This window comes from Pseudomonas sp. P5_B3, assembly GCF_056400405.1.
Window position 1 is genome coordinate 179,751 of the sequence record NZ_JBFULI010000004.1, and the last position, 12,853, is coordinate 192,603.

Annotated in this window: 12 protein-coding genes and 1 pseudogene; 9 read left to right on the top strand and 4 right to left on the bottom strand. The window is 60.8% G+C overall.

Annotated features, from left to right (window positions below; translation table 11 throughout):
• Positions 1-179: 179 nt before the first annotated feature.
• A complete protein-coding gene (orn, locus tag AC1DRN_RS04650; RefSeq protein ID WP_008035288.1) occupies positions 180-722 on the bottom strand; it encodes an oligoribonuclease in 543 nt (180 codons plus the stop codon).
• A gap of 107 nt (positions 723-829) precedes the next feature.
• On the opposite strand from orn, the gene rsgA reads away from it, so the two are divergent.
• From rsgA to AC1DRN_RS04670, 4 genes are all read left to right on the top strand, one after another.
• Positions 830-1,861, top strand: coding sequence for a small ribosomal subunit biogenesis GTPase RsgA (gene rsgA / locus AC1DRN_RS04655; RefSeq protein ID WP_223462517.1), 1,032 nt, complete (start codon positions 830-832; stop codon positions 1,859-1,861).
• Positions 1,862-2,059: 198 nt separating this feature from the next.
• Positions 2,060-2,467, top strand: a complete 408-nt coding sequence (locus AC1DRN_RS04660) for a TIR domain-containing protein (protein ID WP_223462516.1) — start codon at positions 2,060-2,062, stop codon at positions 2,465-2,467.
• A 2-nt stretch (positions 2,468-2,469) separates the two neighbouring features.
• A complete protein-coding gene (locus tag AC1DRN_RS04665) occupies positions 2,470-3,429 on the top strand; it encodes a caspase family protein (protein WP_223462515.1) in 960 nt (319 codons plus the stop codon).
• Positions 3,429-3,920, top strand: a complete 492-nt coding sequence (locus AC1DRN_RS04670; protein WP_223462514.1) for a toll/interleukin-1 receptor domain-containing protein — start codon at positions 3,429-3,431, stop codon at positions 3,918-3,920. Before AC1DRN_RS04665 ends, AC1DRN_RS04670 begins: the two co-directional genes overlap by 1 nt.
• 51 nt (positions 3,921-3,971) lie before the next feature.
• Here the strand turns inward: AC1DRN_RS04670 and motB are convergent, their stop codons facing one another.
• Positions 3,972-5,018: a flagellar motor protein MotB gene (gene motB / locus AC1DRN_RS04675; RefSeq protein WP_477786641.1), complete on the bottom strand. Its 1,047-nt coding sequence runs from the start codon at positions 5,016-5,018 to the stop codon at positions 3,972-3,974.
• Between the two features lie 164 nt (positions 5,019-5,182).
• Positions 5,183-6,034 carry a flagellar motor stator protein MotA gene (gene motA, locus AC1DRN_RS04680; RefSeq protein WP_108218404.1) on the bottom strand — a complete coding sequence of 284 codons (852 nt, stop codon included), beginning with the start codon at positions 6,032-6,034 and terminating at the stop codon, positions 5,183-5,185.
• A 167-nt stretch (positions 6,035-6,201) separates the two neighbouring features.
• Between motA and AC1DRN_RS04685 the strand changes: the two genes are divergently transcribed.
• The 3 genes from AC1DRN_RS04685 to asd are packed head-to-tail and all read left to right on the top strand — an operon-like array spanning position 6,202 to position 9,476.
• A complete protein-coding gene (locus AC1DRN_RS04685; protein WP_223462512.1) occupies positions 6,202-7,740 on the top strand; it encodes an HDOD domain-containing protein in 1,539 nt (512 codons plus the stop codon).
• Positions 7,741-7,781: 41 nt separating this feature from the next.
• Entirely contained in the window at positions 7,782-8,597 is an 816-nt protein-coding gene (gene rhdA, locus AC1DRN_RS04690) for a thiosulfate sulfurtransferase (protein WP_223462511.1), read from the top strand.
• A gap of 18 nt (positions 8,598-8,615) precedes the next feature.
• Positions 8,616-9,476: an archaetidylserine decarboxylase gene (asd, locus tag AC1DRN_RS04695; RefSeq protein ID WP_223447586.1), complete on the top strand. Its 861-nt coding sequence runs from the start codon at positions 8,616-8,618 to the stop codon at positions 9,474-9,476.
• A 120-nt stretch (positions 9,477-9,596) separates the two neighbouring features.
• On the opposite strand, the gene serB is transcribed toward asd, so the two are convergent.
• A complete protein-coding gene (gene serB / locus AC1DRN_RS04700; RefSeq protein WP_477786642.1) occupies positions 9,597-10,811 on the bottom strand; it encodes a phosphoserine phosphatase SerB in 1,215 nt (404 codons plus the stop codon).
• Between the two features lie 135 nt (positions 10,812-10,946).
• Here serB and AC1DRN_RS04705 point away from each other — a divergent pair, with 135 nt between their 5' ends.
• Positions 10,947-12,470, top strand: coding sequence for an AhpA/YtjB family protein (locus AC1DRN_RS04705; RefSeq protein ID WP_223462510.1), 1,524 nt, complete (start codon positions 10,947-10,949; stop codon positions 12,468-12,470).
• A 216-nt stretch (positions 12,471-12,686) separates the two neighbouring features.
• Positions 12,687-12,853: pseudogene (locus AC1DRN_RS04710) on the top strand (IS110 family transposase); the annotation flags it as partial.

Here is a 12,853-nt window from a genome sequence, read left to right on the forward strand (position 1 = left end):
GGCGCGCAGTCTACTCACTTCACCCTGGCACCAAAAGAGGGCGCCACTCGACCACTGGTGGCGACTGTGCCTAAGCCATCGTCGGAACGCCGCCCGGAGCAAGCTCGCTCCCACAGGTACAGCGCCGACCCTGTGGGAGCGAGCTTGCTCGCGATGGGGCCGGTACGGCCGGCTGTGAATCAGAACTTGATGAAATGCTTGCGATAGTGCTGCAACTCGGCAATGGATTCGCGGATGTCGTCCAGCGCCAGGTGGGTGCTGCCCTTCTTGAAGCTGTCGCGCACGTCCGGTGCCCAGCGCGCAGCCAACTCTTTGAGCGTGGACACGTCGAGGTTGCGGTAGTGGAAGAAGCTTTCCAGGGATTTCATGTGGGTATAAAGGAAGCGACGGTCCTGGCAGATGCTGTTGCCACAGATCGGCGACTTGCCCTTCGGCACCCACTTCTCCAGGAAGGCGATGGTTTCGGCTTCGGCTTCGGCCATGCTGATGCGGCTGTCGCGAACCCGTTGGGTCAGCCCGGAACCGCCGTGTTGACGGGTGTTCCACTCGTCCATGCCGGCGAGGATTTCGTCGCTGTGGTGAATGGCGATCACCGGGCCTTCGGCCAGGGTGTTCAGGTCACTGTCGGTGACGATGGTGGCCATTTCGATGATGACGTCGGTGTCCGGGTTCAGACCGGTCATTTCCAGGTCGATCCAGATCAGGTTCTGTGGGTTTTGCATGTGTCGGCTCCTAGGCAATGCTGCGCAGTTTAGCCTAGGCCGGTGGCCGGGCGTGCTAAACTCGCGGCCGTTTTACCTAATCGCTGCATTCTTGATACGGAACACCCATGGCCAAACGCCAACTCAATCGTCGTCAAAACTGGCGCATCGAAAAGATTCAGGGCGAACGCGCTGCCCGCGCCGCCAAACGCGAGTCCTCCGCTGTCGAGGCGCTTGAGGGCGGCGATCTGGGCCCGGAACAGCACGGCCTGGTGATCGCGCACTTCGGTGTGCAGGTCGAGGTCGAGGCCCGCGACGGCGAACTGGCCGGCCAGGTGTTCCGTTGCCACCTGCGCGCCAACCTGCCGGCGCTGGTGACCGGCGATCAGGTGGTCTGGCGTGCCGGCAACCAGGGTATCGGCGTGATCGTGGCGCAACTGCCGCGCAACACAGAGCTGTGCCGCCCGGATAGCCGTGGTCAGCTCAAGCCTGTTGCGGCCAACGTCGACATGATCGTCATCGTGTTTGCACCGCTGCCCGAGCCCCACGCCAACCTGATCGACCGCTATCTGGTCGCAGCCGAACATGCGGGCATCAAACCGCTGTTGCTGCTGAACAAGTTCGACCTGATCGATGACAACAACGCCCCGGCGCTGAATGCCTTGCTCGCGGTGTACCGCACCCTCGGCTATCCGGTGCTGGAAGTGTCGGCGCACCACGGCAATGGTATGGAGCAGTTGCAGAAGCAACTCGACGGGCGCATCAGCGTGTTCGTCGGTCAGTCCGGTGTCGGCAAGTCGTCGCTGGTCAACAGCCTGCTGCCGGATGTCGAAACCCGCGTCGGCCCGTTATCCGAGCTGTCCGGCCAGGGCACTCACACCACCACCACCGCGCGGTTGTTCCACTTCCCCGGCGGCGGTGAGTTGATCGACTCCCCGGGCATCCGCGAATTCGGCCTGGGCCACGTCAGCCGTGCCGATGTCGAGGCCGGCTTCATCGAATTCAACGACCTGCTCGGCACCTGCCGCTTCCGTGACTGCAAGCATGACCGCGAACCCGGTTGCGCCCTGCTCAAGGCCCTGGAAGACGGCCGCGTGCAGCAGCAACGGATGAACAGCTACCGTTCGATCATCGCCAGCCTGCCGGAAAACGGCTATTAAACAGACGTACCGACCGCCCTGCCTTCAGCGGGGCGGCCGGCGGCTGGATCTTCCCCTGCTTGAACATCAGACCTTTCTGTAAGACCCCCGCACCGGCGCTTGTAGGGCATTTCTCTTTAAGTCACATCCCCTTGTAGCCGCCAGCCAATAGCCTAGCTTCAGACCCTCTTCGCACTCCAGCGACTCCGAGGGACACCCATGCAAACCTACCACCTGTTCATCAGCCATTCGTGGAACTACTCCGACGCCCACGACAATCTCGTGCGCCTGCTCAACGCCAAGCCTGGCTTCACCTACAAGAATTTTTCGGTGCCACCGGACAACCCGATTGTCGGCGCGAAAACCGACAAACAACTTGAGGATGCCATCGAAAACAAGATTCGCCCGTGTTCGGCGGTATTGATCATGGCCGGGATGTATTCCACCTACAGCAAGTGGATCAACAAGGAAATCGAGATCGCCAAGCGCATGGGCAAGGTGATCATCGCGATCAAGCCGTTCGGTGCAGAGCGGATTTCCACGGTGGTACGTGACGCGGCACATGCCGAATGTGCGTGGAACACCAACAGCATCATCACCGCGATTCGCCAGCATACGGCGGTGTAACCATGCGCAAGGGACTGTTTATCGGCATCAACGACTACACCCACGTTTCGCGCCTGAGCGGTTGCAGCAATGACGCCATGGCCATGGCCTCGGTGCTGAAGACCGACGCCAATGGCGATCCGAACTTCAAGAACATAGTGCTGACATCCGCCGAGGACTACCTGAGCCGGGAAAAACTCGAGAACCAGATCCGCGAGCTGTTTGCCGGGGACTGCAATGTCGCGCTGCTGTATTTCGCCGGCCACGGCAGCTTCGATACCGACACCGACGAAGGCATGTTGATCCCGCAGGATTACAAGAGCGCCAAGGACGGGATTCGCCTGAGCGACATTCTCAACTGGGCGAGCAAGGCCACGAAGATCAAAAACAAAGTGATCATTCTCGATTGTTGCCAGAGCGGCTCGGCCGGCGAACTGCGCGCCTTGCGCAGTGAAGGCAGTGTGGTCGGCGAAGGCATGACCATTCTGACTGCCTGTAAAAAGGAAGAACCGGCGATGGAGGGCGCGCAACACGGCGTGTTCACCGGATTGTTGCTCCAGGCCCTGCACGGCGGCGCCGCGAACATCCTGGGCAAGATCACCCCCGGCAGCCTTTATTCGTTTGTCGACAACGCGCTCGATGCCTGGGAACAGCGTCCGGTGTTCAAGACCAACGTCTCGCAGTTCATTTCCCTGCGCGAAGTATCGCCGCTGATCCCCAAGGAAATCCTGCGCAAACTCCCCGAATGGTTTGCCGAAGCCGAGTCGGTGTACCCCCTCGCCCCCAGCTTTGAGCCCACCGAACCTGAATTCAACCCGGAGCACGGCGAAGTCTTCGCCCAGCTGCAAAAGTGCAACCGCCACAGCCTGGTCGAACCGGTAGACGCCGAGCACATGTACTACGCCGCCATTCACGCCACCGGCTGCCGCTTCACCGCCCTCGGCGCCTATTACCGCGAACTCGCGATCAAGGGACATTTCTGATGCCAGTGTTTATCAGCTACCGCCACATGGATCGCGCCCTCGCGGTCAAAATCAACACGCGCCTGATCCAGGCCAACATCAAGACCTACCTCGACGTACTGGATGCCGAATCCCAGACCACTGATGACATCACCGGGGTGATCACCCGCAACATCAGCGAATGCACGCACCTGCTGGCGGTGGTGTCGGAGAAAACCGCCCTGTCCTGGTGGGTACCGTTCGAAATCGGCGAGGCGACCATCACCAACCGGCGCATCTGCTCGTTCAAGACCGGCCCGACCGAGCTGCCGCTGTACCTCGATAAATGGCCGAAGCTGACCAGCGACCGGGACATCGAGTTCTTTATCGATGCTTATCGCACCGAGTCGATGCTCAAGCGCTCGATGTCACTGGATTCGGTKAACGGTAGCGAGTCGGTGCGCAGCGTCAACAAATCCAATGCGGATCGCTTTCACGCCGAGCTCAAGTCCCGAATCATCCGTGGGTTTTAACGTAGAAAACGCCAATAAAAAAGCCGACATCGCTGTCGGCTTTCTTGTCGGTCACTGCTTGGGCGRTTCAGCCGGTTTGGCTGGCTCGCCCGGCTTCAGCGCCGGGTTATCAAACAGGTTCAGACGCTCACGCAGTTCGTGAGCCGGCAGCGGTTCCTTGTCCGCCGGCAACGCATTCGGGTCGACCGGTGTAGCCGGTGCGGCTCCCGGAGCCGCCGAACCTTGCGGCGCATTAGGAGCAGGCTCCACACCTTGCGAACCTTCGATCGCACGCTGGGCTTTCTTGGTCAGCACCACGATGTCGATACGACGGTTCACCGGGTTGAACGGATGCTCGCGATCGAACAGGGCCGACGAGGCATAACCGACCACCCGTGCCACCTGCGCTTCCGGATAGCTGCCCGCCACCAGCGCACGACGCGCGGCGTTGGCACGGTTGGCCGAAAGCTCCCAGTTACCGAAATCGCCGGTGCCGGTATACGGCTTGGCGTCGGTGTGGCCGCTGATGCTGATCTTGTTCGGCACCGCTTTGATGGTGTCGGCCAGAGCCAGCAGGATGTCTTCGAAATACGGTTTCAGACGAGCCGACCCCGAGTCGAACATCGGGCGGTTTTCTGCGTCCATGATCTGGATACGCAGGCCGTCCTGCGTGATTTCGAACAGGATCTGATCCTTGAACTTCTGCAGTTGCGGGTTCTCTTCAACCTTGTTCTGCAGTTCTTGCAGCAACAGTTCGAGGCGTTCTTTCTCGACCTGCTCGGCCATGCCTTCAACCTGGTCGGTATCGATGGTGACCTTGTCCGGCTGCGGCTGGGACTTCACTTCGGGGTTGAGGGTGTTTTCCGGCGCCAGGGTCGGGGTGCCGCCCAGATCGATGATGTACGGCGTGCCGCTTTCGGAAAAACCGATCGGGTCCTTGAAGTAACCGGCGATGGCAATCTTCTGTTCCGGCGTGGCGGTGGACAGCAGCCACAACACCAGGAAGAACGCCATCATCGCTGTGGCGAAGTCCGCGAAGGCGATTTTCCAGGCGCCTCCGTGGTGTCCGCCGGCGATGCGCTTGACGCGCTTGATGATTATCGGCTGATTGTTTTCCATAACCTAAGTGCTCTGTCTCACAAATACTGTTCCTTTTTGGCAGTGCCTGTTGTCGCCATACCGCGTTGCCGCTCCTCGCCATAGCGGGCTATGACTCGTCGCGGCGCCTTGTCTGGCAACAACAGTCACTTGCCAAAAAAGGAACGTATTTGCGAAACAAAGCACTAACGACCGCGAACCGCTTGTTCCAGCTCGGCGAAGCTTGGACGGTGCGCCGGGTACAGCACCTTGCGTCCGAACTCCACGGCCAGCGATGGCGGCATGCCGGAAGCCGAAGCCACCAGCGAGGCCTTGATGGCTTCGTAGACGTTCAGTTCTTCCTTGGCATCGTGGGCCAGGGAATGGGCCAGCGGGCCGAAGAAGCCGTAGGCGGCGAGAATACCGAAGAAGGTCCCCACCAGTGCCGCACCCACGTGCAGGCCGATAGATTTCTGATCGCCCTCCCCCAGCGAAGCCATGGTCACCACGATCCCCAGTACCGCCGCGACTATACCGAAACCGGGCATGGCGTCGGCGATGCCGTTCACGGCGTGGGATGGGTGTTCCAGGTCTTCCTTGAGGCTGAACAGTTCCATGTCGAACAAGCCTTCCAGCTCGTGCGGAGCCATGTTGCCGGAGGACATGATGCGCAGGTAATCGCAGATGAACGCGGTCATGCGCTCGTCCTTGAGAACAGTCGGGTACTTGGCGAAGATCGGGCTCGCGGCGGCATCTTCGATGTCGCCTTCGATGGCCATCATGCCTTCGCGGCGGCTCTTGTTGAGGATCTCGTAGATCAGGCCCAGCACTTCAAGGTAGAAGCCATGATTGAAACGCGAGCCGAACATGCTCAGGGACTTCTTGAGCACGTGCATCGTCATGTGGCCGGGGTTGGCCTGCAAGAATGCGCCAAGGGCGGCACCGCCGATGATCATGACCTCGAAAGGCTGGATCAGGGCGGCAATTTTGCCGTGGGAAAGCACGTATCCGCCGAGCACGCTCGCGAATACGACGATGATGCCGATAATTTTAGCCATAGGTTAGGGGAGCACTTACTGAGTCGGGTTCAAGGTCATATTCGGAAGTTAAAAAATCTCTTCTTCTCCTTATCGGCAAAACTGCGCCAGACTATAGGCAGTTCAGGCGAAAAACTGATTTGACCCCATCCGGGCCCAGGTAATGTTGACGATGATCGCCTCCCACCATGGTTAACGAAACGAACGTTCCAACCCCGAAACCGACCACTCTCGAAGGCTGGGTCAAGCTTCTCGATGGCGTGCGCCTGCCGGTTCCGCAAGCCAGCCACGACCGTGTCTGCACGGCCATCCGCGACAATCGCAGCTCGCTGCGCGATATCGCCGACCTCATGCAAGGCAGCCCGGCCCTGGCCTTGAGTGTGATTCGCGAAGCCAACCGGCACACCCATGGCGGCATGACCGAGCCTGCGGAAAACCTCGAGATCGCGATCAATCGCCTCGGCCTGAAGCGCACCGAAGAACTGCTTGCGCGGCTTCCCGCCGAACCCCAGTCCGAGATTCCCAAAGTCTTGCGTCAGCTGCAGATGATCAGCCAGCACGCCACGCAACAGGCCAACGGTTTTTTTGCCAGTCGCCTGGCACGCCTGTGGCAGGACATCCACTGGGGCAGCCTGCTGTTTCTATCGCCCCTGTGGCCTTTGGCGCTGACTCATCCGAAACTGCTCGAAGAGTGGGAGCTGCGGGTCATCCATAAAGGTGAGTCGGCACGCAAAGTCGAACAGCAATTGTTTGGCGTACGCCTGCTGGACATCGGCCAGGCGCTGGTGGAGGTCTGGCGATTGCCGATCTGGGTGCAGCAGGGTTATCGCCTGTTGCTCACCGAGCAGCGGGAACTGGTGAAAGTCCTGCGCATCGCCCGTGACAGTGAGCATCCACTGCGCCAGCAGAACCGTCTCGATGACGATCCGACCCTGCGTCGCTGGCTCAATCAGCCGGCCAACACAGTGCTACTGGCCAACGGGCTGGCGCTGTCGGCGCAACACGCCTGGAACAGCCCGCACAGTGAGCGCTGGCAATTCCTGACCAGCCTTTACCTGCAAATGCCGATGGACGAGGTGCAACAGCAACTGCACCAGCAAGCCGCCAACAGCGCACGCCAACACGCCATGCCCGACCTCTGGCACCCTGCCGAATCGCTGATCTGGCCGTGGGGTATGAACCGTGTCCACGCAGGCTTGCTGCCGGCAGCGGCACCCAGCGCCGAAGACCTGGCGAAGTGGCGTAAACAATGTGCCGAATTGCTGGTCGAGCCGAGTCGCTTCACCAATGCCATACACCTGACCATCGCCGCCCGGGACGCTCTGGTGGCCTGCGGCATGCGTCGGGTGATGATCCTGATGGCCGACCGCACTCATGCCAACCTGCGCGTGCACCAGACGGTCGGCCTGCCGAAGGAAGCGGCCGGGTTGAACTTCGTGGTCAGCCAGAGCAACGTCTTGCAACGCCTGCTCGCGCAACAGGCCCAAGTGCGCCTGACACCAGCCAACAACGCGCAATTCTCGGCCCTGCTGCCCAACGGCCTGCGCTCACAGTTCAGCGGTGAACACCTGCTGCTGCGTTCACTGGTCAACAATGGCCGGGTGATCATGATCGTCGTGGCGGATCAAGGCGGCGGGCCCTTTTCGGAAATTTCCGTACAGGCCTTCGGCAAAACCGCACAGTGCATCGAGAAAGCCCTGCACAGCTTTAGCCACCGTGGCCAATAAGCTGCGTTACAATCCTCCCTTTTGTGCTCTGGAGACCTCACATGTCTGACTTCTCTGGCTTGCCGCTGGTGATCGAGCCGAGCGACTTGCTCCCTCGCCTCGACGCCCGCGAACTGATTCTGGTGGACTTGACCAGTCCCGCCCGCTACGCCGAAGGGCACATTCCCGGCGCGCGCTTTGTCGATCCGAAACGCACGCAGCTCGGCCAGGCCCCCGCACCGGGGCTGATGCCCCCGCAGGCAGCACTCGAAACGCTGTTTGGTGAATTGGGACACAACCCCGACGCGGTCTACGTGGTGTATGACGACGAAGGCGGCGGTTGGGCCGGGCGCTTCATCTGGCTGCTGGATGTCATCGGCCACAGCAAGTACCACTATATAGATGGCGGCCTGCGGGCCTGGCTGGCGGAAGGTTTGCCCATGTCGATCCAGATCCCGCCACCCGTGGGTGGCCCGGTTCCACTGACCTTGCACGATGAACCCACCGCCACCCGCGAATACCTGCAAAGCCGTCTCGGCGCCGCCGACCTGGCAATCTGGGATGCACGCGGACCGCTGGAGTACTCCGGCGAGAAAGTCCTCGCAGCCAAGGGCGGGCACATTCCCGGCGCGGTCAATTTCGAATGGACCGCCGGCATGGATCAGGCGCGCCAGTTGCGCATCCGCACCGACATGCAGCAGATCCTCGAACAACTCGGGATCAGCAAAGACAAAGAAGTGATTACCCACTGCCAGACTCACCATCGTTCTGGCTTCACCTATCTGGTGGCCAAGGCTCTCGGTTATCCGCGGGTCAAAGGCTACGCCGGCTCCTGGGGCGAATGGGGCAACCATCCCGATACCCCGGTAGAAATTTAAGATTTTTAAGGACCGTTAATGAACAAGCGTCTGTTTCTCCTCGGCCAGTACCTGCTGCCCCACAACTTGCTCTCGCGACTGGCCGGCTGCATTGCCGAATGCCGCGTGCGCTGGTTCAAGAATGCCTTTACCGCCTGGTTCGCCAAGCGTTACCAGGTGGACATGTCCCTGGCGTTGGTCGAAGACCTGACCGCCTACGAGCACTTCAATGCGTTCTTCACCCGAGCATTGAAAGACGGTGCCCGTCCGCTGGACGAGACCCCGGGCGCGGTCCTCAGCCCCGCCGACGGCGCGATCAGCCAGCTCGGCCCGATCGAGCACGGTCGTGTGTTCCAGGCCAAGGGCCACAGCTTCAGCGTGCTGGAACTGTTGGGTGGCGATGCGGCAAACGCTGCGCCGTTCATGGGTGGCGACTTCGCGACCATCTACCTGTCGCCGAAGGACTACCACCGCGTGCACATGCCACTGGCTGGTACCCTGCGCGAGATGGTCTACATCCCGGGTCGCCTGTTCTCGGTCAACCAGACCACCGCTGAAAACGTTCCGGAACTGTTCGCCCGCAACGAGCGCGTGGCGTGCATTTTCGACACCGAACGCGGGCCGATGGCCGTGGTGCTGGTGGGTGCGATGATCGTGGCTTCGATTGAAACCGTCTGGGCCGGTCTGGTGACGCCGCCGAAGCGCGAACTGAAAACCTTCCGCTACGACGAAGCCGCACGCGCGCCGATCCACCTGGAAAAAGGCGCAGAACTGGGTCGCTTCAAGCTGGGTTCGACCGCTGTCGTGCTGTTCGGGCCGGATCAGGTGAAGTGGGCTGAAGAAATGACCGCCGGTACAGCGGTGCAGATGGGTCAGGGCATGGGCTCACCGAAGGCCTGATTTGTACGCAAACCTGTAGGAGCGAGCCTGCTCGCGATGAGTGAATAGGCGACGCGTGCATTCAGAAAGCCCGCGTCATCGTTAACGTCCATCGCGAGCAGGCTCGCTCCTACAGTTGTTTTAGAGCTGGCCGTCGCGATCGCGGAAGCCCAGCAAGTACAACACACCATCCAGACCCAGGGTCGAAATCGCCTGCTTGGCCGACTGCTTGACCAGCGGCTTGGCGCGAAATGCCACGCCCAACCCGGCAATCGCCAGCATCGGCAGGTCGTTGGCACCGTCGCCGACCGCAATGGTCTGCTCCAGGCGCAAACCTTCCTTGTGCGCCAGTTCCTTCAGCAAATCGGCCTTGCGCTGCGCATCGACAATCGGCTCGACCGCCACGCCGGTGACTTTGCCGTCGACCACTTCCAGCTCGTTGGCAAACACGTAGTCGATACCCAGCTTGGCCTGCAATTGCTTGGCGAAGTAGGTGAAGCCGCCCGACAGAATCGCAGTCTTGTAGCCCAGGCGCTTGAGCTCGGCGAACAGGGTTTCGGCGCCTTCGGTCAGGCGTAGCGAGGCACCGATGGAATCCAGTACATTGACGTCCAGACCTTTGAGCAAGGCCAGGCGCTCCTTGAAGCTGGCGCGAAAATCCAGCTCACCGGCCATCGCCCGTTCGGTGATTTCCGAAACCTTGTCACCCACACCGGCCGCCTTGGYCAGTTCATCGATCACTTCGGCTTCGATCAGCGTTGAATCCATGTCGAACACCGCCAGGCGACGGTTGCGCCGGAACAGCGAATCTTCCTGGAAGGCGATGTCGACGTTCAGTTCCTGGGCAACGCTGAGGAATTCGGCACGCAGCGCCTGCGGATCAGCCGCCTCGCCACGCACGGAAAACTCGATGCAACCCTTGCCCTTGTCGGCCGGCGTATCCAGCGGCATACGCCCGGACAGACGATCGATGTGGTCGATGTTCAGGCCATATTTGGCGGTGATCGAGCTCACGGCCTGCAACTGCCCGGCTGTCACCTTGCGGGTCAACAGGGTCACGATGTGGCGTTTTTTACCCTGGTTGCCGACCCACTGCTGGTAATCCTCTTCGGACACCGGCGTGAAACGCACCTGTTGATCGAGCTCGTACCCCTTGAACAGGATGTCCTTGAGCACGGACTTGCCTTGTTCGGTGTCGGGAATTTCAACCAGGATGCCGAACGACAAGGTGTCGTGGATCACCGCCTGACCGATGTCGAGAATGTTCACACCACCCTGGGCCAGAACGCCGGTAATGGCCGCAGTCAGACCCGGACGGTCGACTCCCGTGATGTTTATCAGGACGATTTCGCGCAAGGCGCACCCCCGCAGGTGGAAAAAAAACGCATTCTACCCACTTTCAGTGACCATCGGGCACCGCGAGCGCTTTGACGGCCTAGGGCCTGTCGCTATACTGCGCGTCAACTTCACGGACAAAAGAGCCGAGCTCAAGTGAACCGGCCCACGCCAGTAAAAACCGACAACTTCTTCCTGCTGATCTTCCGGGCACTGCGCCACCGCCGTGTACCGATTGCATTGCGCATCGCCAGCCATAACGTGATCCTGGTCGCCCTGGCCCTGGTCATCTATGCCGGTGTGATGGGCTTGCAGTTCAAGCAGGCCATGCACGAGCAGGCGGATGCGCTGGGCGAAAGCCTGACTACGCAGACGGCCACCTCGGCCACCGAGCTGTTGGTGTCCAACGACATCCTCAGCCTCAACGTGCTGCTCAACAACCTGACCAAGAACAAACTGGTGGCTCACGCTGCCATCTACAGTCCGGACAACCGTATCCTTGCCGAGTCCGGCCAGCGCCCCAAGCATGGCCTGCTGGGCGAAGCCGAGGGCATGTACCAGAGCAAGATCACCTTCCAGGACGTGACTGCCGGGCAATTGCGTATCAGTCTGGACATGGACCAGTTCCAGCAGCCGATGACCATCAGCCTGCAGAGCATGGGCATTTTGAGCGCCATCCTGCTGGCCCTGTCTCTGGCCTTGAGCCTGCGCATGGGGCGTTATCTCTCCACGCCGCTGCTGCAATTACGGGTGTGGCTGCGCAATATCGATGAATACACCCCGGCCACCGACCGCCAGGACGAAATCGGTGACCTGGCGCGCCAGCTGCACGCCAACTTCGCCCCGGAGCCCGCCCCAGTGCCGGAACCGGAGCCGGAACCAGAATTCGACGACATGGATGACGAGGCCGACCCGGCCTTCGAAGTCCGTAACCTGCGCGACCCGAGTTTCGACGAGAGCCGCCCCGTAGCCGCGCTCAAGCCAGCGCCACGGCAAATCGTCAGCACCGTCGAAGACGACGATGACGAAGACCCGTTCGCCGATCTGCGCGATGAGTCGCTGGACAGCACCCCACAACCGGTGATCCGCAAGGCCACGCCGAGCGTGCCGCAACACAGCGCGGTGCTGGCGGTGCAGTTGGGCTCCCAGGAGCAACTGCGACGCCTGCCGCGGGCGCGGCTTGAAGAACTGCTCGAACGCTATCGCGATTGTCTCGACCAGGCCGCTTCGCTGTATCAAGGCGAAGTGGAGACCTTGAACGACGGCAGCACGCTGATGCTGTTCCACACGGAAGACTGCGGTGACGATTACCTGACCAACGCCATTTGCTGTGGCGAGCTGCTGCGGGCCCTCGGCCACCAGTTGCAGATCGAAGTCGCGGACAGCGGTATCACCCTGCAATTGCAGCTGGGCCTGACACTCGGTGACGAACTGTTCGGCCTGAGCCAGATCGACCTGCTGCTGACCGACTCCGCCCAGGACGCCCTGGCCCTGTCGCAACACAGCCGCAACCTGCTGCTGGTGGAGCGCAAGATCAGCGACGACGCGTTGATCCGCCAGCGTGCACGGATCCGCCCGATTGCCAGCCCTGAAGGTGCATGCTGCGTGGAGCGGTTGATGGAGCCGTATCCGTCGATGCTTGAACGGCAATTGGCGCGGATGCATGAGCGCCGGGCTTAAGCCTTGACCCCGATGTGAAGAAGCCCGCAGATGAGCGATCGTCTGCGGGCTTTTCATTGCCTGGATGGGCCTCATCGCGAGCAAGCTCGCTCCCACATTGGTCTCTGTGAATACAATTCTTGCGTACGACCCCGCCCCCTAATGAAATGGCTACCCCCGCCGCCCCCTGTGATCGACCACTAAGCTTTCACAGGGGGCTTATCGGAGATCATTGCCATGAGCAAAGTAGCTATTGCCGCCATCGATCTGGGAAAACACACCTTTCATCTACATGCACAGGATGATCGTGGTCACGAGCTGTACCGCAAAAAATTCAATCGGGTAGCGCTCATGCAGCACCTGATGAACCTTGAGCCCTGCACTGTCGTGATGGAGGCCTGCGG

Coding starts and splice junctions, on each gene's coding strand:
- orn (WP_008035288.1), bottom strand. CDS start 722: ATGCAAAACCCACAGAACCTGATCTGGATCGACCTGGAAATGACCGGT.
- rsgA (WP_223462517.1), top strand. CDS start 830: ATGGCCAAACGCCAACTCAATCGTCGTCAAAACTGGCGCATCGAAAAG.
- AC1DRN_RS04660 (WP_223462516.1), top strand. CDS start 2,060: ATGCAAACCTACCACCTGTTCATCAGCCATTCGTGGAACTACTCCGAC.
- AC1DRN_RS04665 (WP_223462515.1), top strand. CDS start 2,470: ATGCGCAAGGGACTGTTTATCGGCATCAACGACTACACCCACGTTTCG.
- motA (WP_108218404.1), bottom strand. CDS start 6,034: ATGGCTAAAATTATCGGCATCATCGTCGTATTCGCGAGCGTGCTCGGC.
- AC1DRN_RS04685 (WP_223462512.1), top strand. CDS start 6,202: ATGGTTAACGAAACGAACGTTCCAACCCCGAAACCGACCACTCTCGAA.
- rhdA (WP_223462511.1), top strand. CDS start 7,782: ATGTCTGACTTCTCTGGCTTGCCGCTGGTGATCGAGCCGAGCGACTTG.
- asd (WP_223447586.1), top strand. CDS start 8,616: ATGAACAAGCGTCTGTTTCTCCTCGGCCAGTACCTGCTGCCCCACAAC.